Source organism: Microbacterium testaceum StLB037 (genome assembly GCF_008763945.1).
Taxonomy (GTDB): domain Bacteria; phylum Actinomycetota; class Actinomycetes; order Actinomycetales; family Microbacteriaceae; genus Microbacterium; species Microbacterium testaceum_G.
This window is the reverse complement of the sequence record NZ_VTQH01000001.1, coordinates 520,158-543,199: the sequence shown is the minus strand read 5'-3', so window position 1 is coordinate 543,199 and position 23,042 is coordinate 520,158. Positions and strand designations below refer to the sequence as shown.

The 23,042-nt window shown below is 71.4% G+C and carries 19 protein-coding genes; 6 read left to right on the top strand and 13 right to left on the bottom strand.

Going from position 1 to position 23,042, the window contains the following annotated elements; translation table 11 throughout:
• Window positions 1-15: 15 nt before the first annotated feature.
• The 6 genes from F9B98_RS02555 to F9B98_RS02530 form a co-directional block, all read right to left on the bottom strand.
• The gene (locus F9B98_RS02555; protein ID WP_150952430.1) at window positions 16-1,167 is read right to left on the bottom strand and encodes a mannitol-1-phosphate 5-dehydrogenase; all 1,152 of its coding nucleotides are present in this window, start codon (window positions 1,165-1,167) and stop codon (window positions 16-18) included.
• Window positions 1,164-1,601 (bottom strand): PTS sugar transporter subunit IIA, encoded by a 438-nt coding sequence (locus F9B98_RS02550; RefSeq protein ID WP_150952427.1) that lies wholly within the window; start codon window positions 1,599-1,601, stop codon window positions 1,164-1,166. The genes F9B98_RS02555 and F9B98_RS02550 overlap by 4 nt, the downstream gene beginning before the upstream one ends.
• Window positions 1,602-1,704: 103 nt before the next feature.
• Window positions 1,705-3,369 (bottom strand): PTS mannitol transporter subunit IICB, encoded by a 1,665-nt coding sequence (locus F9B98_RS02545; protein WP_150952424.1) that lies wholly within the window; start codon window positions 3,367-3,369, stop codon window positions 1,705-1,707.
• 52 nt (window positions 3,370-3,421) lie between these two features.
• Window positions 3,422-5,107 carry a phosphoenolpyruvate--protein phosphotransferase gene (ptsP, locus tag F9B98_RS02540; protein ID WP_150952422.1) on the bottom strand — a complete coding sequence of 562 codons (1,686 nt, stop codon included), beginning with the start codon at window positions 5,105-5,107 and terminating at the stop codon, window positions 3,422-3,424.
• A 15-nt stretch (window positions 5,108-5,122) separates the two neighbouring features.
• The gene (locus tag F9B98_RS02535) at window positions 5,123-5,398 is read right to left on the bottom strand and encodes an HPr family phosphocarrier protein (RefSeq protein ID WP_150952419.1); all 276 of its coding nucleotides are present in this window, start codon (window positions 5,396-5,398) and stop codon (window positions 5,123-5,125) included.
• Window positions 5,399-5,417: 19 nt separating this feature from the next.
• A complete protein-coding gene (locus F9B98_RS02530) occupies window positions 5,418-5,744 on the bottom strand; it encodes a PTS sugar transporter subunit IIB (RefSeq protein ID WP_150952416.1) in 327 nt (108 codons plus the stop codon).
• 189 nt (window positions 5,745-5,933) lie between these two features.
• On the opposite strand from F9B98_RS02530, the gene F9B98_RS02525 reads away from it, so the two are divergent.
• Window positions 5,934-7,862 (top strand): BglG family transcription antiterminator, encoded by a 1,929-nt coding sequence (locus tag F9B98_RS02525; RefSeq protein ID WP_191966640.1) that lies wholly within the window; start codon window positions 5,934-5,936, stop codon window positions 7,860-7,862.
• A 295-nt stretch (window positions 7,863-8,157) separates the two neighbouring features.
• Here the strand turns inward: F9B98_RS02525 and F9B98_RS02520 are convergent, their stop codons facing one another.
• The 3 genes from F9B98_RS02520 to F9B98_RS02510 all read right to left on the bottom strand — a co-directional run bounded on the left by F9B98_RS02520 (window position 8,158) and on the right by F9B98_RS02510 (window position 11,835).
• Window positions 8,158-9,018, bottom strand: coding sequence for a hypothetical protein (locus F9B98_RS02520; RefSeq protein WP_150952413.1), 861 nt, complete (start codon window positions 9,016-9,018; stop codon window positions 8,158-8,160).
• A gap of 295 nt (window positions 9,019-9,313) precedes the next feature.
• On the bottom strand, window positions 9,314-11,005 hold the full coding sequence (locus tag F9B98_RS02515) for a phospho-sugar mutase (RefSeq protein WP_150952411.1): 1,692 nt from the start codon (window positions 11,003-11,005) through the stop codon (window positions 9,314-9,316).
• Window positions 11,002-11,835, bottom strand: coding sequence for a purine-nucleoside phosphorylase (locus F9B98_RS02510; RefSeq protein WP_150952407.1), 834 nt, complete (start codon window positions 11,833-11,835; stop codon window positions 11,002-11,004). Before F9B98_RS02510 ends, F9B98_RS02515 begins: the two co-directional genes overlap by 4 nt.
• 73 nt (window positions 11,836-11,908) lie before the next feature.
• On the opposite strand from F9B98_RS02510, the gene F9B98_RS02505 reads away from it, so the two are divergent.
• Window positions 11,909-13,369 carry an NAD(P)H-quinone dehydrogenase gene (locus F9B98_RS02505; RefSeq protein WP_191966639.1) on the top strand — a complete coding sequence of 487 codons (1,461 nt, stop codon included), beginning with the start codon at window positions 11,909-11,911 and terminating at the stop codon, window positions 13,367-13,369.
• 368 nt (window positions 13,370-13,737) lie between these two features.
• Here F9B98_RS02505 and F9B98_RS02500 read toward each other — a convergent pair whose 3' ends face one another.
• Both F9B98_RS02500 and F9B98_RS02495 read right to left on the bottom strand, forming a co-directional pair.
• The gene (locus F9B98_RS02500) at window positions 13,738-15,504 is read right to left on the bottom strand and encodes a biotin carboxylase N-terminal domain-containing protein (protein WP_150952400.1); all 1,767 of its coding nucleotides are present in this window, start codon (window positions 15,502-15,504) and stop codon (window positions 13,738-13,740) included.
• Between the two features lie 77 nt (window positions 15,505-15,581).
• On the bottom strand, window positions 15,582-16,229 hold the full coding sequence (locus F9B98_RS02495) for a Maf family protein (protein WP_150952397.1): 648 nt from the start codon (window positions 16,227-16,229) through the stop codon (window positions 15,582-15,584).
• 108 nt (window positions 16,230-16,337) lie between these two features.
• On the opposite strand from F9B98_RS02495, the gene F9B98_RS02490 reads away from it, so the two are divergent.
• The 4 genes from F9B98_RS02490 to F9B98_RS02475 are packed head-to-tail and all read left to right on the top strand — an operon-like array spanning window position 16,338 to window position 20,596.
• Window positions 16,338-17,597, top strand: a complete 1,260-nt coding sequence (locus F9B98_RS02490) for a class I SAM-dependent RNA methyltransferase (RefSeq protein ID WP_150952394.1) — start codon at window positions 16,338-16,340, stop codon at window positions 17,595-17,597.
• Window positions 17,598-17,656: 59 nt separating this feature from the next.
• Complete coding sequence (locus F9B98_RS02485) at window positions 17,657-18,325, top strand: response regulator transcription factor (protein WP_150952391.1); 669 nt, start codon at window positions 17,657-17,659, stop codon at window positions 18,323-18,325.
• Entirely contained in the window at window positions 18,318-19,574 is a 1,257-nt protein-coding gene (locus F9B98_RS02480; protein WP_225310194.1) for an ATP-binding protein, read from the top strand. Before F9B98_RS02485 ends, F9B98_RS02480 begins: the two co-directional genes overlap by 8 nt.
• Complete coding sequence (locus F9B98_RS02475; protein ID WP_150952388.1) at window positions 19,568-20,596, top strand: hypothetical protein; 1,029 nt, start codon at window positions 19,568-19,570, stop codon at window positions 20,594-20,596. Before F9B98_RS02480 ends, F9B98_RS02475 begins: the two co-directional genes overlap by 7 nt.
• A 528-nt stretch (window positions 20,597-21,124) precedes the next feature.
• Here F9B98_RS02475 and F9B98_RS02470 read toward each other — a convergent pair.
• Together F9B98_RS02470 and F9B98_RS02465 are read right to left on the bottom strand one after the other, a co-directional pair.
• A complete protein-coding gene (locus tag F9B98_RS02470; RefSeq protein WP_150952385.1) occupies window positions 21,125-21,361 on the bottom strand; it encodes an acyl-CoA carboxylase subunit epsilon in 237 nt (78 codons plus the stop codon).
• Entirely contained in the window at window positions 21,358-22,947 is a 1,590-nt protein-coding gene (locus F9B98_RS02465) for an acyl-CoA carboxylase subunit beta (RefSeq protein ID WP_412177022.1), read from the bottom strand. The genes F9B98_RS02470 and F9B98_RS02465 overlap by 4 nt, the downstream gene beginning before the upstream one ends.
• Window positions 22,948-23,042: the final 95 nt, after the last annotated feature.

The window sequence follows — 23,042 nt, the reverse complement described above, 5'->3', positions numbered from 1 at the left end:
AGGGTAATCCCGGGCTCAGGCGGTCAGCGCCGCCTTGCGCGCCGCGACGATCTCGACGATGCGCGCGTACAGCGGGTGCTCGCCGTCGAGGCCGGTCACCTCGGCGGTGAAGGTCTCGGCGTCGAGCTCGCGCAGCATCCGCTGCAGGTCGACGGCCTGGGCGTCCTCGGCATCCGAGAATTCGAGGGCGGCGGCCATCGCGGCCACCAGGGCGTCCACGGGCAGGCCCCGCTCCACGGCCTCGGCGGCGGGGCCGACGAAGCGCTCGTGTCGCGAGAGCTTGCGCAGCGGCTGCCGACCCACGCGCCACACCGTGTCGGGGAGGGCGGCGTTGCGGAACCGGCGCAGGATCGTCGCGCGGTACTCGCCCTGCACGTCGGCGTCGAGCTCGTGCTTCTCGACCAGCAGAGCGCTCGTCTCCTCGAGGGCCGCCTCGACCTTCGCCGCAATCCCCGCGTCGGCGAGGGCGTCGGAGATGCGGTCGATTCCGGCCTGCGCGCCGAAGTACGCCGTGGTGGCGTGCCCGGTGTTGACCGTGAAGAGCTTGCGCTCGATGTAGGGCTCGAGGTCGTCGACGAAGTGCGCGCCGGGGATGTTCGGCGGGGTGTCGCCGAACGGCGGCCGCTCGATCGCCCACTCGTAGAACGGCTCGACGGTGACGTCGACGCCTTGGCCGGACTGGGCCGGGACGATGCGGTCGACCGCGGTGTTGGCGAAGACGGCACGTGACGCGAGGGCGTCCCACGACTCGCCCGCGAGCTCGACGACGTGCTCGCGCAGCTGGTCGGTCGCGCCGATCGCGTTCTCGCACGCCATGATCTGCAGCGGGGGGAGCGAGGGGTCGCGCAGGGCGAGTCCCGCCACGATGTGCGGGGCCACGAATTTCAAGATGGTGGGGCCGACGGCGGTGGTCACCACGTCGGCGGTCGCGATCTCGTCGACGAGCGCCTCGGCATCCACCGAGCTGTCGATCGCGCGGAAGCCGGTCACCTCTTTGTCGACGCCGCCTTCGCCGACCTCGTGGACGGTGTACGAGGAGGCTGCGTTGATCGCCTCGACCAGCGCAGCCGAGACGTCGGAGAAGACGAGCTCGTACCCGCCCTCGTGCAGCAGCAGACCGACGAAGCCGCGACCGATGTTGCCCGCGCCGAAGTGGACGGCCTTCATGCGTTGACGGATCCGGAGAGGGCCTCGAAGAGCTCCTCGGGGGAGGAGGCGGCCTTCAGGCGCGCGACATCGTCCTCCTCGGAGAACAGGATGGCGATCTGCGAGAGGATCTCGAGGTGCTCGTCGCCCTTGCCGGCGATGCCGATGACGAAGGTGACGGGCTCTCCGCCCCAGTCGACGCCGCCGTCGTAGCGCACGACGGACAGGCCTGACTCGAGGATCGCCTGCTTGGTCTCGTTGGTGCCGTGGGGGATCGCGAGCTCGTTGCCCATGTACGTCGACACGGTCTCTTCGCGCTGCTGCATGGCGGCGAAGTAGTCGGCGGTGACGGCGCCCGTGGCCTGGAGCAGGTCGGCGGCCTCCTTCATCGCCTCCTCGCGGGTGGCCGCGCCGGGGTGGATGCGGACGGATTCGCTCCGAAGGACGTTCGACATGGTTCTCGCCTTTCTCGTCGTGCTGCCCAGCCTCGCAAACCGCGGGCCGGACGGGAAGACGCCAGGGGCCGGGCTGACGCTCCGGCCCCTGGCGTGCTAGGGATTACTTCGCCTCGTGCTGGGCGCGCACCATCTCCACGACCTCGTCGTACCGCGGCGAGTTCATGAAGTTGTCGACCGACACGTGCATCGAGTCGGGCGACTGCGCCTTGGCGCGGTCGGTGAGCTGGTTCTGCGTGATGACCAGGTCGGCGGAGCCGTCGAGGTTCGCGATCGCCTGGTTGGTGACCGTGACGCCGTCGATGCCGGCCTTCTTGATCTTGTTGCGCAGGACGCTGGCGCCCATGGCCGAGGAGCCCATGCCGGCGTCGCAGGCGAACACGATGTTGTTCAGCTGCTTCGTAGCGACGGTGCCCTCGAGGTCGCCGAGGGCCGCGTCGACGTCGCGGTCGGCGGTCTCGGTCGTGCCCGAACCGGTGGTGCCGGCGGCGCGGGTGCGCAGAGCGCCGAGGGTCGACGACTCCTTGCCCTTGTTGGCCGCGGTCTGGTCGATCGCGGCGGCGAAGCTGTCGCCCTCGGCCTCGGCGTCGCGCTTGCGCGAGGCGCGGAGGATGATGCCCGCGATGAGGAAGGTCACGACGGCGGCGACGACCACCGACAGGTAGACCACCAGCAGGTTCGCGGGGCCGGCGCCGATGGCGGCGACGGTGACGGCGATGATGCTGCCGGGAGCGGCCGGGAAGGCCAGGCCACCCTGGAAGATCATGTTCGTCGCCACGCCCGAGGCGCCGCCGGCGATCAGGGCGAGGATCGTCATGGGCTTGGCGAGGGCGTACGGGAAGTAGATCTCGTGGATGCCACCGAGGAACTGGATCACGATGGCGCCGGGAGCCGAAGCCTTCGCCGCGCCGACACCGAAGAAAGTGAAGGCCAACAGCAGACCGAGGCCCGGGCCGGGGTTCGCCTCGATGAGGAAGAGGATCGACTTGCCCGTGTCGGCGGCCTGCTCGATGCCGAGCGGGGTGAAGACGCCGTGGTTGATGGCGTTGTTGAGGAACAGCACCTTGGCCGGCTCGACGATGATCGACAGCACCGGCAGCAGGTTGAACTGCACGAGGAACGCCACGATGCTGCCGAGGACCGCGCTGATGCCGAGGAAGACCGGACCGAAGGCGAAGAAGCCGACGATCGCGAGCACCATGCCGAGGATGCCGGCGGAGAAGTTGTTCACGAGCATCTCGAAGCCGGGGCGGATCTTGCCGTCCCACAGCTTGTCCATCTGCTTGGTGATCCAGGCCGCGAGCGGGCCCATGATCATCGCGCCGAGGAACATGGGGATGTTCGTGCCGACGATGACACCCATCACGGCGATCGTGGCGACCACGCCACCGCGCGCACCGTAGACGATGCGTCCACCGGTGTTGGCGATGAGCAGCGGCAGCAGGTACGTGATCATCACGCTGACCAGGCCGACGTAGCCCTGGTAGGTGCCGCCGTCGGCGTTCGCCGTCAGCGCGGTGGCCGCACCGGGCCACTGGATGACCGCGGCGTCGCCGCCGCCGCCGAGGATCTCGGCGACCGGGGCCCAGTGCCACCCGAAGGGGCTGTTGGCCCCGAAGAAGCCGGCGGGGATGAAGAGCATGGTGATGAATCCCCATGCGATGAATGCCGCGATGTTCGGCATGATCATGCCGGAGAGGAACGTGCCGAATCGCTGGACCGCGATCCGTGCCCCTCCCGGCTTCTTGGTGGGTGACGTCGTCGTCATTGCTGTGTCTCCTTGAGTGACTGCACGGCCGGAGCCGTTTGGGGGGTGCGGCTCACGCCGCGACGGTGTTCGAAGAGGCTGCCTGGGCGGCCTCTCGGGCGGAGGCCGCGTCGTCCGCGGCCAGGGCTGCCTCGGCGATGCGGCGGGCATCGTCGAGAGTGTGGGTGAGCAGGGTGGCGCGCACATCGGCGAGGGCGGTGGGGGCCATCGACAGCGTGGTGGCGCCGAGGCCGACGAGCACGACGGCGAGCAGCGGGTCGGCCGCCGCCTCGCCGCAGATGCCCACGGGCTTGCCGTGCGTGCGGCCCGCGGCCCCGACCTCGCGGATGAGGCGGAGGACGGCCGGATGCCAGGGGTCCTGGAACGACGCGACCGAACCGAGCAGGCGGTCGGCGGCGAGGGTGTACTGCGTCAGGTCGTTCGTGCCGATCGAGGCGAAGTCGGCGATCTCGAGGATGCGGTCGGCCAGCAGAGCCGAGGAGGGCACCTCGACCATCACGCCGGTCGTCTTCAGGCCGTAGTCCTTCGCCAGCGCGGTGAAGTAGCGGGTCTCCTCGACGGTCGAGACCATCGGCGCCATCACCCACAGGTCGGCGGGACCGGCCTCGGACGCCCGGGTCGCGGCATCCGCCTCGGCGAGGGCCGTGAGCTGCTCGCGCAGGATGTCCTCGCTGGCGCGGAGGGCGCGCAGGCCCCGCAGGCCCAGCGCCGGGTTCTCCTCGTGCGCGTCGTTGAGGAAGGGCAGCGGCTTGTCGGCGCCGGCGTCGAGCACGCGCACGACGACCTTCTTGCCGGGGAAAGCGCTCAGCAGCTCGGTGTAGGCCGCGCGCTGCTCCTCGACGGTGGGGGCCGAGCTCGAGCTGAGGAAGAGGAACTCGGTGCGGAACAGGCCCACGCCCTCGGCGCCGAGCTCGACGGCCTCGGCGGCTCCGCCGGGCTTGCCGAGGTTGGCCAGCAGCGGAACCTTCGTGCCGTCGGCGAGGGCGCCGTCGGTGATGGGGGCGGATGCCGCGGCCTTGCGGGCATCGGCGCGGTTCTGCGCGCGATCGAGGTCGTCGTCGGTGGGGTCGACGGTCACGACGCCGGCGGCGGCGTCCACGATCACCTGCTGCCCGTCGACGAGGTCCTTCGCGCCGGCCGCGCCCACCACGGCGACGATCGACTTCTCGCGGGCCAGGATCGCGGTGTGCGAGGTCGGGCCGCCCTCGGTGGTGACCAGGGCCAGCACCTTGTCGAGGTCGAGCAGGGCGGTGTCGGCGGGGGCGAGGTCCTTCGCGACGAGCACGAACGGGTGACCCGGATCCGGGATGCCGGGAGCGGCGACGCCCCGCAGACGCGCGATGACCCGCTGGGCGACGTCGTCGAGGTCGGCCGCGCGCTCGCCGAGGTAGCCGCCGAGGGCAACGAGCTGCTCACGGAAGGAGGCGAAGGCATCGTGCACGGCGAACTCACCGGTCTTGCCGGCGGCCAGGCGGGAGTCGACCTCGGCCTCGAGGGTGGGGTCTTCGGCGATCATCGCCTGCGCCTCGAGCACGTCCCGGGCGGCTCCGCCGGCCTGTGCGCCACGGGCCTCGAGCTCGCGGGCGACGGCGCCGATGGCCTCGCGCACGCGTGCCGTCTCGTCCTCGACGCTCAGCTCGCTCTTCGCGTCCTTCGGGGCGGGCAGGGGCTCGGCCATGCGCGCGATGGGTCCCTGGGCCACGCCCAGTCCGATTCCGACTCCACGGAGTTCCGTCATGGTGCTGTGTTTCCTTTACTCGGCGTCGTGGTCGGTGGTCAGGAGCTCCGCGAGGCGCTCCAGCGTCGCTTCGGCGTTGTCGCCGTCGGCGGTGAGGGTCACATAGTCGCCCTGCTCGAGCCCGAGCGCGATGATCCCGAGGATGCTCGCGGCGTTGACCGGCTTGCCGGCGTCCTTGGCGAGGGTCACGGGGATGCCGGAGTCCTTCGCCGCCTGCGCGAAGAGCTTGGCGGGGCGGGCGTGCAGGCCGTGCGACGATCCGATGCGGACGGTGCGGGTCAAATGGGGCATGGTGTCCTCTCCGTCGAGTTCAGATCGTGTCCGCGGGCTGACGGGAACGCAGGGCGTCCTCGACCAGGGCGAGGGTTCGGGCGCCGCTCTGGTCGGCGAAGACGTCGTCGGGCAGCAGCACGACGGTCACGCCGCGGGGAGCGGCGGCCGAGCGGATGTTCTCCATCTCGTCGGCCAGATGCGGCCCGACGAGAACGAGATCGGCGGCGTCGAGGTCGATCGGGAGGGACCGCGACGTTCCCGCCGAGGCGGAGTAGTCCAGGCCCTTCTCGTGCGCAGCACGACGAACGCGCTGCGCGACGAACGTGCTCGACGCACCCGCTCCACACACCACGAGGATCCTCATCGACCGGCCTTTCTTCCTCTCGATTGTGCGCACCCCGTTCACAGCCGACAACCAGGTTCGTTTCCCACCCCCCGGAACGCGGATGCCGCAGCCCGTCCGAAGCGCGCGGCGACGCGCCCGCGCCCGGAGGGGAAGGGCGTGAAAGGATGGAGCAATCGCTGTCCACCGGGGCGGCGCGGAGGACGGATCGTGACGACGAAGGCTCGCCAAGACCGCCTGCTGGCCCTGTTGCTGCGGGACGGGGAGTGGTCGACCGCGGCCTCGCTCGCCGATGCCCTCGGAGTGACCCCGCGCAGCATCCGCTCCTACGTCACCGCCGTCAACGCCCGGGTCGCCGGCGGCGCCGCGATCGAGTCGGGTCCGCTGGGCTATCGCGCCGGGTCGGAGGCGGCCTCGGCCCTGCGAGCCCTCACGGGAACGGATGCCGGTACCCCGCGCGACCGCCTCCACACCCTGGTGCGTCGGCTCCTGGACTCCGCCGATGGCATCGACGTCTTCGACACCGCCGACGCCCTGCACGTCAGTGCCGCGACCCTCGAAGCCGACCTGTCGCGCGTGCGCGGACTGCTCGGCGGAACCGAACTGACCCTCGAGCGCTCGGCATCCACCGCCCGTCTGCGGGGGACGGAGGTCGCCCAACGCCGACTGCTGTCGAAGCTCGCGCACGACGAGATGGACGCCGGGCTCTTCGACCTCGACGCCCTGCGCCGCACGCTCGGCGAGCAGTCCGTCGGGGCGCGCGCGTTCGGGCCGTTCAAGGCCGAGCTCGTTGCCGAGCTCGGCGCCCTCGGCTACTACGTGAACGAGATCGGCATCGGCGACGTCGTGATGCACATCGCGATCGCCGCCGACCGCACCACCCGCGACCGCGCCCTCGGCTCGCCGGGCGGGGATTCGTCGGATGCGGCGGCCGCGGTGGTCGACGTCCTCGACCGGCTGACCCTCAAGCACATCGGCGTCCAGCTCGGCTCGGGCGACCTGCGCCACCTCGCGACCCTCGTGCTGACCCGCATCGTCGCCCCGGGATCCCCGGGCGGCGACGACGTGCGCTCTCGCCTCGACCCGTCGGTCGAAGCGGCCGTGCGGCGGGTCGTCGAGAACGCGGCATCCGAGTTCCTCGTCGACATCGCCCACGACGACTTCATCCTGCGCCTGGCGCTGCACGTGCAGAACCTGCTGCACCGCTCGCGCGAGCAGGCCTGGTCGCGCAACCCGCTGACGCGGTCGCTGAAGTCGACGTACCCGATGATCTTCGAGGTCGCGGTCTACATCGCCAAGGGGCTGCAGGACGGCCTCGGCATCCCGATCCTCGACGACGAGATCGCCTACATCGCGATGCACGTGGGCGGCCGCCTCGAGCGCAGCCGCCGCGCCGACCAGCTGCTGACCGCGACCATCGTGTGCCCCGGGTACTACGAGCTGCACGAATTGCTGCGCTCGAGTGTCGACCGCTCGCTCGGCCAGGCGATCGAGGTCGTCGGGGTCGAGACGCGCATCGACCCGGCGTGGGACTCGATCGAGACCGACCTCGTGCTCACGACCATCGACCCGCCCCGGCCGGGCGACCGCTTCGTGCGGATCCAGCCGTTCCTCACCGACGCCGACGTCGAACGCGTGCAGGCCGCCGCCGGGCGCATCCGCCGTGGGCGGCGCCTGGCGCGTCTGCGGGCCGAGCTCGAGCGGTACTTCGCGCCCGAGGCCTTCGTTCGGGGGCTGGATGCCGCGGAGGGCGAGGCCGGCGTCATTCGACGCCTCGGCGGGATGCTCGTGGACCAGAGCGTCATCGATGAGGCCTACGTGGCCCGGGCCGTGGAGCGCGAGGCGATCTCGTCGACCGCCTTCACCGACGCGCTCGCCGTTCCGCACGCGATGGGCATGACCGCGACCCAGACCCGCATCGCGATCGGCATCGCCGACCCCTCGATCGCGTGGGGCGAGGGCCGCGTGCAGGTGGTGGCGCTCGTGGCCTTCAGCGAGACCGACCGCGAGGCCTTCCAGACGGTGTTCGAGCAGTTCGTCGAGGTCTTCAGCGAGCGCGACAGCGTGCAGCGCATCGTGCGCCGCGCGACGTCGTTCCCCGCGTTCCTGGACGAGCTGGTGGCGGTGATCGACGGCTGACGTCTGGTCCCGCGGCCGCCGCACGGTCATGGCGCGCGCCGCCGCCTCTCTTCTTGGCTTGGGGCGCATTCTGCACTTCGGGGCGGCATTCTCACGCCCCAACCGACGGACCCCGCCCCAAACCCAGCCTTGTGTCGCCCCGTCGCCGCGCGAGTCAGCTTCCACGACAGCCGCAGAGCGCGTCCGTGGTGCGCCGGGACGGTCAGATCTGCGGTTTGGGGCGAAGATCGCACCTCGGGGCGAAGGAAACTCGCCCCAAATGACGGAAACCGCCCCAACCAGCACAGGGGGCGGGTCAACGCGGGCGGATGCCGAAGCTCACCAACCGCTGAGCGAGCGTTTCGGCCGAGCGCAGGTGAGCCCACTTCCAGCGCGCAAAGGGCCGCTGGGTCGTCCCCCGGATCCAGTCCTCGCGCTGCTTCTCCCGCAGCATGACGTCGTCGAGAGTGAGACCCGAACGCAACGACTCGTCGCGGTATTTCTGCTCGCCGTCGAACTCGCCCCACGCGTTCGCCTCGTCGAGGCCGAAGTCGACGAAGTAGTCGCGGCCGGAGGGACCTGCCACGTGCACTTGGAGGTCGATCCGGGTGAATCCCAGCTCCGCGAGGCGGATGCGGCTGATGCTTTCACCCGGCAGCTGGGCGCGGCCGTCGGCGAAGGTGAGCGCACGGAGCGCACGAGCGCGACCGTGGGCCGAGCGCGACGCGATCTCGAGCACCTTCGCTCGCAGCTCGGCGGCGGCCGCGACGTCGTTGACGCCCGGCTCCGGGGCGGTCACGGGTCGGAACGCTGCGTCAAGCGAGCAGACCGCGGTATCGAACGACGCGGTCCGCGCGACATCGGCCATCGTGCGCTCGATGCTCGTGAACCGCACGCCGTAGCGCTCCACCTGTTGTTCGGCGGGCACCTCACCGCGATGCCGCACCACGAAGGACTGCGCGCCGGGCCGTTCGGGCGGCAGGGTGATGTGCACCTTCGGCGAGTTCGGTGCCCGGACCGGGAGTCCGTGCAGAGCGGCCGCGGTCAGGTGGGAGAAGAGCGGAGACTCAGCGCTGGTCCGGGCCAACGCGCGAGCCCGCAAGACGATCCACTCCTCCGGAGAGGGAGGATGCGCCGGGTCTTTGCGGACGTAGATGCCGGGGCGAATTCGAACCAAGTCGCCCGATCGAATCATCCGCCTGCTCTGCGCAGGACCGACGCCGTCGGCCCGCAGTTGTTCCCACGAGAGGAGGGGTGGAAGCGCGAGCATGATCCCGAGTGTGCGCGGCGCGGGGCGCATGCATGCCTCTCTCCGCCCTCTCTGGGGAGAGTCGCCTGAGGAACGCGGTTGGGGAGGAGCCGCCGAAGAGCAGACCACGATCGGGTTTGGGGCGCATTCCGTCGTTCGGGGCGAACGAAATGCGCCCCAAGCGACGGAATGCGCCCCAAACCGGGGTGGGAGGAGGGAGCCGTCAGCGCACCGACGCCAACAGCTCCTCGGCCCCGGCGCGCAGGGCCTCGAGACGCCGTCGCGCCTTCTTCGCCGACGACCCTCGCACGTCGAGGTACAGCTTGAGCTTGGGCTCGGTGCCGCTCGGCCGCACGATCAGGCGCGAGCCGTCGTCGAGCCACAGGCGCAGCACGTCTCCCGGGGGCAGCCCGTCGACGCCGAGCAGCAGGTCGTCGATGCGCGACACGGCGATCTCGCCCACCGCGGCGGGCGGCTGGGCGCGCAGCGCGGCCATGATCCCGGCGATCTCGCTCACATCGCTCACGCGCACCGAGATCTGGTCGCTCGCGAATGCGCCGAACGTGTCGCGGAACTCCTGCAGCAGATCGGCCACCGTCCGGCCCTGGCCACGGGCCTCGGATGCCATGCCCAGAAGCGCCACGGCGGCCGAGATCCCGTCCTTGTCGCGCACGGTCGCCGGGTTGACGAGGTAACCCAGGGCCTCCTCGAACCCGAACACCAAGCCCGGCGCGCGCGAGATCCACTTGAAGCCCGTGAGGGTCGAATGGAATTCGAGACCGTAATGCTCCGCCACGGCCTGGAGCCCCGGCGACGAGACGAGCGAACAGGCGAGGGATGCCGGCACCCCGGCGTCTCCGGAGCCGTCGGAGGCGTCCGTCGCGAGCCGCGCCGCGCGCCACCCGAGCAGCAGCCCGATCTCGTTGCCGGTCAACCGGCGCCAGCCGCCCTCGGCGTCGGCGTCGGGGATGGCGACGGCGAGGCGATCGGCATCCGGATCATTGGCGATGACGAGCTCGGCGTCGACCGCGCGCGCGGTCTCGAACGAGAGGTCCATGGCCCCGGGCTCTTCGGGGTTGGGGAACGCGACGGTCGGGAAGCGCCCGTCGGGGTGGATCTGCGCCTCGACGACCGTGGGCCGGGGGTATCCGGCCTCGGTGAGCACGCGCGAGACGGTCTCCCACCCGACGCCGTGCATCGCGGTGTAGACCCAGTTCAGGCCATCGGCTCCGGCGGGTGCGGGCGCCACCGCGGCCGTCGCGGAGACGTACGCCTCGACGACCGACTCGGGGGCGTTGGCGTAGCCCACCGACCGGGGGAGGGTGGTGATGTTGCCCTCGTCGGCGATCCGCTGGATGTGCGCCGCGATCTCGGCATCCGCGGGCGAAACGATTTGCGCGCCCTGGTCGTCGCCGCCGAGGTACACCTTGTAGCCGTTGTCGTCGGGCGGGTTGTGGCTCGCGGTGACCATGACGCCCGCGTCGGCACCGAGGTGGCGCACGGCGAAGGCGAGCACGGGCGTGGGCAGCAGGCGGGGGAGCAGGATCGCGTTGAGCCCCGCGCCGGCGAAGATCTCGACCGAGTCGCGCGCGAAGACGTCGGAGTTGCGGCGCCCGTCGTACCCCACGACGACCGTCGGCGTCGAGCCGCCCGAGCGCTCGAGCAGGTACGCGGCGAAACCGGCCGCCGCCTGGGCCACGAGCACGCGGTTCATGCGGTTGGAGCCGGCGCCGAGGGTTCCGCGCAGGCCCGCCGTGCCGAACGCCAGGCGGGTCGAGAAACGATCCTCGAGGTCGGCGGCCGCTGCGGCGTCACCGTCTTCGACCCGGGCGATGATCCCGGTCAGTTCCTCGCGGGTCACGGCATCCGGGTCCTGGGCGAGCCAGGCGCGGGCCGCCTCGACGTACCCGCTCACAGGGCGCCGATCACGCGGGCGAGGAGCGCCGAGATCACGGGCTCGGCCTCGCGACCGGCCTCGAGCACCTCTTCGTGGCTGAGCGGCGTCTGCTGGATGCCGGCGGCCAGGTTCGTGATGAGCGAGAAGCCCAGGATCTCCATGCCGGCCTGACGCGCGGCGATCGCCTCGAGGGCGGTCGACATGCCGACGATGTGGCCGCCGATGGTCTTGGCCATCTGCACCTCGGCGGGGGTCTCGTAGTGGGGCCCGCGGAACTGCGTGTACACGCCCTCGTCGAGCGAGGGGTCGATCGAGCGGGCGACGTCGCGCAGGCGCTTCGAGTAGAGGTCGGTGAGGTCGATGAAGGTCGCGCCCTCGAGGGGCGAGTCGGCGGTGAGGTTGATGTGGTCGCTGATGAGCACGGGCTGGCCGGGCTTCCACGTCTCGCGGATGCCCCCGGCGCCGTTGGTGAGGATCATCGTCGAAGCACCCGTCGCGGCCGCGGTGCGCACGCTGTGCACGACCCGTCGGACGCCGGGGCCCTCGTAGTAGTGCGTGCGGGCGCCGATGACCAGGACGTTCTTGCCGCCGGGGGTGCGGACGCTCCGGAGCGTGCCGACGTGGCCCTCGAGGGCGGGCTTGGAGAAACCGGTGACCTCGGTGGCGGGGAACGACGCCGTCTCCTCGCCGATGAGCTCGGCGGCGCGGCCCCAGCCCGACCCGAGGGTGACGGCGATGTCGTGGTGCTCGACGCCCGAGAGGCGGGCGATGTCGGCCGCGGCGGTCGCGGCGACCTCGAAGGGATCGACCGCGGGATCGTCGAGCGGGTGAGAAGTGCTGTTGGACATCCCCCCACTCTAGAAACTGCGGGGCACATGGGCCACCTGTGCGGCGTCTCGGTATCCGCCCAGCGCTGACAGAATGGATGCCATGGTGCAGAGCTTCGAGCGCAAGCAGTCCGTCGCGATCGTCGGCGGTGGCCCCGGCGGCTACGAGGCGGCCCTCTCCGCGGCCCAGCTCGGTGCGGACGTCACCCTCGTCGAGCGCGCGGGTGTGGGCGGCTCGGCCGTCATCACCGACGTCGTGCCCTCGAAGACCCTCATCGCCACCGCCGACGCCGCCGTCGCGATCCGCAACGCCAGCAGCCTCGGCGTGCAGTTGTTCGCGAAGGACGACCGCGGCAAGCCCCTCACCCCCGAGGTCGCCATCAACCTCGCCGCCGTCAACCAGCGCCTGCTCTCGCTCGCCCGCCAGCAGTCCGACGACATGCGCTCCTCGCTCCTCGACGCCGGGGTCCGCATCATCTCGGGCCACGGCCGCCTCGACGGCAACGGCGCCGTCGTCGTCTCGACCGAGGCCGGCGGCACCGACTTCGACCGCATCGAGGCCGAGACCCTCGTCGTCTCGGTCGGCGCCTCGCCCCGCGAGCTCCCCTCGGCGCAGCCCGACGGCGAGCGCATCCTCACGTGGACGCAGCTGTACAACATGAAGTCGGTGCCCTCGCACCTCATCGTGGTGGGCTCGGGCGTGACCGGTGCGGAGTTCGCCTCGGCGTACATGAACCTCGGCGCCAAGGTCACGCTCGTCTCGAGCCGCGACCAGGTTCTGCCGGGCGAGGATCAGGATGCCGCGGCCGTCCTCGAACGCGTCTTCCAGCGCGGCGGCATGACGCTGTTGTCGAAGGCGCGGGCCGATTCGGTCGTGAACACCGGCGACGAGGTCGTCGTGACCCTCGCCGACGGACGCACGATCACCGGCAGCCACTGCCTCATGGCCGTCGGCTCGATCCCCAACACCGCCGGCCTCGGCCTCGAGCAGGCGGGGGTGCAGATGACGCCCTCCGGTCACATCCGCGTCAACCGCGTCGCGCGCACCTCGGTGCCCAACATCTACGCCGCCGGCGATTGCACGAACTTCTACCCCTTGGCATCCGTCGCCTCGATGCAGGGCCGACAGGCGATCTTCCACGCCCTCGGCGACATCGTGATCCCGCTCGAGACGCGCCGCATCACGGCCAACATCTTCACCGCGCCCGAGATCGCCACGGTCGGCTTCAGCGAGCAGGACGTGACCGAGGGCCGCATCGCCGGCGTGGTGCGCAAGCTCCCCCTGTCGGCCAACCCGCGCGCGAAGATGCAGGGCATCACCGACGGCTTCGTCAAGCTCATCGCCCGCGCGGGCAGCGGCACCGTGATGGGCGGCGTGATCGTCGGCCCCAAGGCGTCGGAGCTCATCTACCCGATCGCGATCGCGGTCGAGCGCCGCCTCACCGTCGACCAGGTCGCCCGCGTGTTCGCCGTCTACCCCTCGCTCACCTCGAGCATCACCGACGCGGCACGGGCCATGCACATCGTCGACCGCGACGACCCCGGCGAGGACTGAGCATTCCGGATGCCGCGGTCTCGCGGCATCCGTCGCCCTTCGGCGCCCCGGCGGGCGCGGTCGTCGATAAACGCTCCCTGCACTGAGAAACGCTCTCGGCGGGCGTTTGCCGGTGCAGCGCGCGTTTATCGCGGGGTGGGCGTCGCCGGCGGGGTGGAGCGTCCGGTGCGCGGGGAATGAGCTTCCCGGATGCCGCGGTCTCGCGGCATCCGTCGCCTCGCGGGGCGCGCTGTAGACGCTGCGTCACGTTGCACACGCCGTGTCGGGGCGCTTCCCCCGCACCGGGGCGCTTGCAGCGGCCAGACCCCGCACGAACGACGGCGCCGCGCCCCCGAGGGAGCGCGGCGCCGTGCGAGGGGAAGACCCCGTCAGCTGATCAGCAGGAGCTGGTGTCCGGCCGAGACCGTCGTGCCGGGCGCGGCGTCGATGCCCGCGACCGTGCCGTCCTTATGGGCTTGGATGGGCTGCTCCATCTTCATGGCCTCGAGCACCACGACCAGGTCGCCCTTGACGACCTGCTGGCCCTCTTCGACGGCGACCTTGACGATGGTCGCCTGCATCGGCGACTTGACCGCGTCCCCGGTGGCACCGGCGGTGGGCGACGCCCCGTGCGAGCGACGCGTCGGGGGAGCGGCGGCCGGGCGCCCGACCTGGGGAGCTGCGGCCGTGATGCGATCGGGCAGGCTCACCTCGAGGCGCTTGCCGCCGACCTCGACGACGACGGTGTGGCGGCCCGGGGCCGCGGCGGGGGCCTCGAGCTCGCCGTCCCACGCGGGGATGTCGCCTTCGAACTCGGTCTCGATCCAGCGCGTGAAGACGCCGAACTCGCCGCTCTCGGCGGTGAAGGCGGGGTCGCGGACGACCTTGCGGTGGAAGGGGAGCACGGTCGGCATACCGGCGACCTCGAACTCGTCGAGGGCGCGGCGCGAGCGCTCGAGCGCCTCGGCGCGGTCACGGCCGGTGACGATGATCTTCGCCAGCAGCGAGTCGAAGGCGCCCGAGACGCTGTCGCCCGCGGTCACCCCCGAGTCGAGGCGGATGCCGGGACCGCCGAACGTCTTGAAGACGTGGATCGGTCCGGGCTGGGGGAGGAACCCGCGGCCCGGGTCTTCGCCGTTGATGCGGAACTCGATCGAGTGGCCGGTCGGCGCGGGGTCGTCGTACCCGAGCTCCTCGCCCTCGGCGATGCGGAACTGCTCGCGCACGAGGTCGATGCCCGTGACCTCCTCAGACACGGGGTGCTCGACCTGCAGGCGCGTGTTGACCTCGAGGAACGAGATGGTGCCGTCGGCGCCGATGAGGAACTCGCAGGTGCCCGCACCGACGTAGCCGACCTCTTTCAGGATGGCCTTGGATGCCGAGTAGAGCACCGCGTTCTGCTCGTCGCTGAGGAACGGGGCCGGTGCCTCTTCCACGAGCTTCTGGTGGCGGCGCTGCAGCGAGCAGTCGCGCGTGGAGACGACCACGACGTTGCCGGCGGCATCGGCCAGGCACTGCGTCTCGACGTGGCGCGGCTTGTCGAGGTACTTCTCGACGAAGCATTCGCCGCGGCCGAAGGCGGCGATCGCCTCGCGCGTGGCCGACTCGAACATCTCGGCGACCTCGTCGAGCTCGCGCGCGACCTTGAGGCCGCGTCCGCCGCCGCCGTACGCGGCCTTGATCGCGATCGGCAGCCCGACCTCGTTCGCGAAGGCGATGACCTCGTCGGCGCCCGAGACGGGGCCGGGGGTTCCGGGAGCCAGCGGTGCGCCGACCTTCTCGGCGACGTGGCGCGCGGTGACCTTGTCGCCGAGCGCCTCGATGGCGTCGGGCGAGGGGCCGATCCAGATCAGGCCCGCCCCGATCACGGCGCGGGCGAAGTCGGCGTTCTCGGCGAGGAAGCCGTAGCCGGGGTGCACGGCGTCGGCACCGGAGCGGCGGGCGACCGAGAGGATCTTCTCGATCGAGAGGTAGGTGTCGGCACTCGTCGCCCCGTCGAGGGCGTACGCCTCGTCGGCGAGACGGGTGTGCAGGGCGTCGCGATCCTGATCGGCGTAGACGGCGACGGAGGCCTTCCCCGAATCACGGGCGGCGCGGATGACTCGGACGGCGATCTCGCCGCGGTTGGCGACAAGGACCTTGGCGATCTTCGGCATCCTCCCAGCCTAGCGAGGGGTCACCCCCGGCTTTTGACCCTGTTCGACAAGAAACGCCGGAAATCGTGTGGGGGAGTCTACGAACGGTTCCACAGCGCGGTCCACGAACCGCCCAGCTCCCGCACCAGGCGGCGGATGGTCGACAGCGACATCCCGACCACCGTGGAGGGGTCGCCCTCCACGCGCTCGATGAACGCGCCCCCGAGACTGTCGACGGTGAAGGCCCCCGCCACGAGCAGGGGTTCGCCGCTGGCGACGTACGCCGCGATCTCGTCGTCGTCGACGTCGGCGGCGAACGTCACCGCGGCCTCGGCCACGGCGTGGGCCTCCTGCGGCTCGGCCCCGGGCGAGAGTCGGAAGACACTGTGCCCGGAGTGCAGCACCCCGGTGCGGCCCCGCATCCCTCGCCAGCGCGCGGTCGCGGCATCCGGGGTGTAAGGCTTTCCGAGGATCTCGTCGCCGAGCGCGAACATCGAGTCGCCGCCGATGACGAACCCGTCGAACCCGGGCTGCTCGGCTCGCAGACGCCGGGCGACGTCCTCGGCCTTGCGCCGCGCGAGCAGCAGGACGTGCTCCGCCGCGGGCAGTCGCCGCCCCTCGGCGGCCTCGACCTGGGCGATGACGGCCTCTTCGTCGACCTGCGGCGCGCGCGCCTCGGGTTCGATCCCCGCCTGGCGCAACAGCATCAGACGGGCGGGAGAAGTGGATGCCAAGCACACGCGCATGCGTCCACGCTAGCGACGCGCCCGCCCGACGTCGCCGATCCCGGCGCCGAAGCCCCTGGGCCACCCGGCCCCCGGCTCCCTCCCGGCCGCATGTGACAGGCTCGGAGCATGCACGACGGCGACCTCATCGAACTCGACATCACCGGCATCGCCCACGGCGGTGTCTTCGTCGGGCGGCACGAGGGCCGCGTCGTCTTCGTCTCGGACACCCTGCCGGGCGAGCGCGTCCGTGCCCGACTCACCGACACGCGCAAGAAGGCGTTCTGGCGCGCCGAGGCCGTCGAGGTCGTGGATGCCGCGCCCGAGCGCCGTCCGCACGTGTGGCGTTCGGCCGACATCGACGTCGACCCCGCCGAGCGCGTGGGCGGGGCCGAGTTCGGCCACATCGAACTGTCGCACCAACGCGCCCTCAAGGAGCGCGTCGTGCGCGAGGCGATGGAGCGCGTGGGGCGCCTCGAGCTGCCCGTCGACGTGCGCGCCGCCGGCGATGCGGATGACCGCGAGAGCGTCGACGGGACCGGGTGGCGCACGCGCGTGAGCCTGCACGTCGACGACGAGGGCCGCGTCGGTGCGTACGCCGCGCGCTCGCACCGCGTCATCGAGACCCCGGATCTGCCTCTCGCGACCGAGGCCGTCGCGCGGACCGCCGCCGAGGTGCGCGCGGGAGCGCGGCCCGGACGCATCGATCTCGTGCAGCCGGCCGACGGGCGCGTCCGCGTGCTGCCGCGCCCCGAGGGCGAGCGCTCGAGCGCGGCGCCCGAGGTCGTCGAGGAGCGCGTGGGCGATCGCGCGTTCCGCGTGGACGTCGGCGGATTCTGGCAGGTGCACCGCCTCGCCGCCCGCACCCTCACCTCCCTCGTGACCGCGGAGCTCGTCGCCTCCGTCGGGGAGCTCGACCCCGAGGCGACGCACCTCGACCTCTACGGCGGCGTCGGCCTCTTCGCGGCGACCCTCGCCGAGGTGGGCGGAGCATCCACGCGCGTGATCAGCGTGGAGTCCGACCCGCGGGCGACCGAGCACGCCGGCGAAAATCTCGCCGAGTGGGTGGGCGCCCGGGCCGAGACGGCGCGAGTCGACCGCTACGTGCAGACCCTGGCATCCACCGCCTCCGCGCGAGAACTTCAGCGGCTCGAGCGCGGCGTGGTGCTGCTCGATCCGCCGCGAGCGGGTGCGGGACGCCCCGCGGTCGAGGCGATCGCCGCGCTGTCGCCCTCGGCGATCGTCTACGTCGCGTGCGATCCGGTGGCGCTCGCGCGCGATCTGGCCCTCTTCGCGGAACTCGGCTATCGATCCGAGCGCGGGATCCGGGGCGTCGACCTCTTCCCGAACTCCCATCACGTCGAGGCCGTCACCGTCCTGCGCCGCTGACGCGCCGAGCCGCGCGATCACCTCCCGCACGGCGGCTCCCGCGCCGATACGATGTGGGGATGACGCGCGTCGCCCTCATCGATGACCACGAGTCGGTCCGACTCGGGCTGGAGGCCGCCCTCGCGCGCACCGAGGCGACCGAGGTCGTTTTCTCGGGCGCGAACGTCTCGTCGTATCTGTCGTGGCGGCAGGCCGCGGCGGCCACCCCCGCCGACGTCGTCGTGCTCGATCTGACGCTCGGTGACGGCACGACCGTGTCCGAGAACGTCGATCGCGTCGTGCGCGACGGTTCGAGCGTCATCATCCACAGCGTCGCCGACCGCGCCGCCGCGGTCCGCGAGGCCCTCGCCGCGGGCGCCGCGGGAATCGTCAGCAAGTCGTCGCCGACGCACGAGGTGCTCGGCGCGATCAGCACCGTCGCCCGCGGGGAGGTGCTCGACAACGTCGAGTGGGCCAGCGCCGTCGAGGGCGACCGGGAGTTCGCCGATGCGCAACTGTCGGCGCGCGAGCGCGAGGTCCTCCGTCTGTACGCGGCGGGTCTTCCGCTCAAGGCCGTGGCCGACAGGCTCGGCGTGGCGTACTCCACCGCCAAGGAGAACATCACCCGTGTCCGTGTGAAGTACGTCGAAGTGGGGCGCCCGGCACCGACGAAGGTCGACCTGCTGCGGCGCGCCATGGAAGACGGCATCCTGCAGGACGCACCGGATGACGCTCCCCGCGATGCCTGAGAACCAGCGGTCCGTCCTCGACGAGGCGTGGGGACGCATCCCCCACACGCGCGAAGGGCAGGCGGAACAGGGATCGTTCACGCAGACCCGCATCGAACGCGTGATCACGCTGATCGTGGGCCCCGGATCGCTCGTGCTGGGTCTGCAGGCCTTCGCCGCCGCCTTCGGGCCGGGCGACGAGGCCGAGGGATGGCACATGCCGCTCGTGCTGTCCGTCTTCGTGCCCCTGGTGGCGATGATCGTGGCGTGCACCGTCGGGCGTTTCGCCCGCGTGTTCTCGGGCATCTTCGCGGTCGTCTTCGTCCTCGCCCTCGCGCTGTGGCCGGTCGCGACCAACGGCGGCCCGACGCCGGTGCCCACCGAGAACCCCTGGATCTTCTATCTCATCAACGTCGCCACGGTCGCCACCGTGGTGGCCTTCCCGCTCTCGCTGCAGGTGGCGTGGACCGTCGCCGCCCCCTTGCTGTTCGGTGTGGTGCGCCTGCTGCAGGCCGGCGGCCGCAGCGAGTTCTTCGTCCCGATCGCCCTCGACGTCTCGTTCGCGCTCATCCTCGGCAGCGTCCTGGTGACCCTCGGGTGGATGTACCGCTCGATCGCGGCGAACGTCGACCAGGCCCGCGCCTCGGCCGTTGCGAGCTACGCGGCGGCGGCCGCCACCGCCGCGACCGAGCACGAGCGCGTGGCCGTCGCGGCCCTCATGCACGACAGCGTCCTGGGCGCTCTGCTCGCCGCCGACCGTGCGACGACGCCGCGCGAGCGCACCCTGGCTGTCAGCATGGCTCGAGAGGCGCTCACGCGACTGGCCAACGCCGAGAAGGACTCCCTCGAGGGCAGCGACGAACCCGTGTCGGCGCTGCGTCTGGCCGACGACATCGAAGAGGCGGCTCGCGACCTCGGCGTCGAGCTCACCGTCATCCGCCGCGTCGAGGAGGGCACGCCCCACGCACCCGGCCGCATCGCCCGCGCCCTCGTGCTCGCCGCGATGCAGGCCGTCGCCAACGCGGTGCAGCACGCCGACGCCCAGGGACTGACCGTCCAGCTGACGGGGTACGCCTCGCCGGGGAGCGTGTCGGTGCGGGTTCGCGACACCGGCCCGGGCTTCGACGTCTCGGCGATCCCGGCCGACCGTCTCGGCATCCGCGGCTCGATCGACGCGCGGCTGGCCGCCGTCGGCGGTCGCAGCGAGATCGACTCGCACGCCGGGGGGACCACCGTGACCCTCGAATGGGAGAGCGGGGACCGATGGTGAGCGTCCGCTCGATCCTGTCCGTCATCGGTCTGGCGTTCACCGCCTACCTGGCGGCGCGCGGTCTGATCTGGACCTCGCCCGAGACCGTCGAGCGCGGGTGGCTCATCGTGGCCGCCCTGGTGCTGTACCTCCCCGTGACGTGGCTCTGGATCTTCGCGATCGGCGCCCGCGACCGGTCGGGCGAGGCCCCGGCGTCGCGGCTGCCGGTGCTGGGCGTCGCCCTGGCGCTCGTCGTCGCTCTCGTCGTCTCGAACGCCCCGTTCCTCGCGGTGACCGACGCCGGTCGCACCCAGCCGTTCGTCACGTGGGTGATCGGCGGCGTCGGCGCGCTCATGACCATCGTGATGGTGCGCCGTCGCCCGATCGTGGCCTGGGGCGGCATGCTCATCCTGGCCGTCTCGACCTCCCTCTGGCTCGGCCCCCTGCAGGCGCTGAGCCTGGGCCTGGTGGGATCGATCGTCTGGGTCACCGCCGCCCAGCTCGTCACCATCGCGCTGGATCGCGCGGCCCGAGACGCCGAGCGTCTCGCCGAGCTCCAGCAGGCGGCTTCGGCGTGGCAGGCCTCGCAGAGCGGTCGGCAGCGCGAGCGTCGCCTGCACGTCCAGCGGGCCCTGCAGGCGGCGGGACCGATCCTCGCGCGCACGATCGAGAACGGCGGCAACCTGCGGGCCGCCGACAAGCAGGCGGCCCGACGCGCCGAGGCGAGCCTGCGCGACGAGCTGCGCGGCAACCGCCTTCTCGATGACGACGTGCGCGCCGAGATCGACGCCGCGCGGCGTCGCGGATCCGCGGTGAGCCTGTTCGATGAGGGCGGCCTCGACGGGATCGGCATCGGCGATCTCACCTGCATCCGGGCCGAGCTCGCCGCGATCCTGCGTGAGGTGGCCTCCGAGCGCGTCATCATCCGTACCTCGCCGCATCACGAGATCGCCGTGACCATCGTCGGCCGCTCGACCGGCGAGAGCGCCGGCGGAGACGACGACCAGGTCGATCTCTGGCGCGAAATCCGTCGCCCGCGCTGAGCGCGGCCGCGGCCTAGCGGGCGGGGTGCTCGAGGCAGAGCGAAGCCCCACCCGAGCGCCGGGCTCGGCCGGGCGGAAAGCGCGGTGCGAGCAGCGCGAAGCCCTACCCGAGCGTCGGGCTCACCGGGCGGAAAGCGCGGTGCGAGCAGCGCCGAGCCCCTTCCCGAACGCAGGGCCCGACCGGTGCTCGAAGCCGAATCGCGGCTCCGAGCACCGTCCGTCTCTGGCCTGTGGGCGACACCCTCATCCCCGGCGCACCCGCGGCCGGCGGCGACGACGGTGGGGGGGAATTTGGGGGGATCCGTCGACGCTGCCATGCCCTCCGCGGGGGAAGAGGATGAGGGTGAGGGGCGGCGATAGCGCCTGCCCCTCACCCGTGCGAACGGTTACCCGAAAACCGTCCGCGCGGCCGGATCCGGCTCGAAGGAGCGGTCCGACCGAACGCGTGATGCGTTCCAGCTCCTCCAGTATTCGACAGTGAGCGACGGCCGTCTGTAGGTATTTCGGGGGACATTCCGTCCCGAGCGCTCAGCCCGTGAAGCCGTGCCAGCCCGCGGTGCGGTTCAGCGGGGTCCGCAAGCCCCGGGCCGACAGTTCCCACCGCGAGCGCGGGGTGTCGTCGGCGGCGGTGGCGTCGGCCACCTCGCGCTCATAGGCCTCGCCGACCACGACGATCGCCGCGGCCAGCTCCTCTTCGGTGGGCGTGCCGCGCACGACCTCCGCCACGAACGGGCGGGGGTCGTCTGCGTCGAGATCGCCGCTCACAGCGGGATGTTCCCGTGCTTCTTCGCGGGCAGGCTCGCACGCTTGTTGCGCAGGGCCCGCAGCGCCTTGGCGATCGACACGCGCGTCTGCGCGGGCTCGATGATCCCGTCGAGCTCGCCGCGCTCGGCGGCGAGGAACGGGGATGCCACGTTGTAGGTGTACTCGTTCGCGAGGCGCGTGCGCACGGCGGCGACGTCTTCGCCGGCTTCCTCGGCGCGCTTGATCTCGCCGCGGTACAGGATGTTGACCGCTCCCTGGCCGCCCATGACGGCGATCTCGGCCGTGGGCCACGCGAGGTTGATGTCGGCGCCCAGCTGCTTGGAGCCCATGACGATGTACGCCCCGCCGTAGGCCTTGCGCAGGATCACCGTCACCAGGGGAACGGTGGCCTCGGCGTAGGCGTAGAGCAGCTTCGCGCCGCGGCGGATGACGCCGGTCCACTCCTGGTCGGTGCCGGGGAGGTAGCCGGGCACGTCGACGAGGGTGACGATCGGCACCGAGAACGCGTCGCAGAAGCGCACGAACCGGCTGGCCTTCTCGCCCGCGTCGATGTTGAGGGTTCCGGCCATCTGCGAGGGCTGGTTGGCGATGATGCCGACCGTGCGCCCCTCGATGCGGCCGAAGCCGATGACGATGTTCGGCGCGAAAAGCGGCTGCACCTCGAGGAACTCCGCGGCATCCACGATCCCGTCGATGACGGTGTGGATGTCGTACGGCTGGTTCGGGGAGTCGGGGATGATGGTGTTCAGCGAGCGATCGGCATCCGTCGTCTCGAATTCGAAGGGGGTGTCGTAGACCGGGATCTCGGCGAGGTTGTTGTCGGGGAGGTAGCTGATAAGGCCCCGCGCGTAGTCGATCGCGTCGTCCTCGTCGTCGGCGAGGTAGTGCGCCACGCCCGAGCGGGTGTTGTGGGTGTGCGCTCCGCCGAGCTCCTCCATGCCCACGTCTTCGCCGGTGACGGTCTTGATGACGTCGGGGCCGGTGACGAACATCTGGCTGGTCTTGTCGACCATGATGACGAAGTCGGTCAGGGCGGGGGAGTACACCGCTCCACCGGCGGCGGGGCCCATGATGATCGAGATCTGGGGGATGACCCCGGATGCCGCGGTGTTCAGGCGGAAGATCTCGCCGTACTTGCCGAGGGCGACGACGCCCTCCTGAATGCGGGCTCCGCCGGAGTCCAGGATGCCGATGATCGGGATGCCGCTGCGCAGAGCCAGCTCCATCACCTTGATGATCTTGTCGCCGGCGACCTCGCCGAGCGATCCGCCGAAGGTGGAGAAGTCCTGCGCGTAGACGGCGACCGTGCGGCCGTGGATCGTGCCGGTGCCGGTGACGACGGAGTCGCCGTAGGGGCGGGACTTGTCCATGCCGAATGCGGTGGTGCGGTGGCGCACATACTCGTCGAGCTCGACGAAGGAGCCCGGGTCGACGAGCATCTCGAGGCGCTCGCGGGCGGTGAGCTTGCCCTTCGCGTGCTGCTTGTCGCGGGCGGTGGCTTCGGCATCGACGACCGCCTCCTGGAACCTGCTGCGGAGGTCCGCGATCTTGCCGGCGGTGGTGAAGAGATCGGGCTGGTCGGTCACGCTTTCCACCCTAGCGACCGCACCGCCGCCCGCGTTGGAGGGTGCGCACAAGCGAATGCGCGAGGCGCTGTGGCATTCACTGAGGCGCGGCCAAG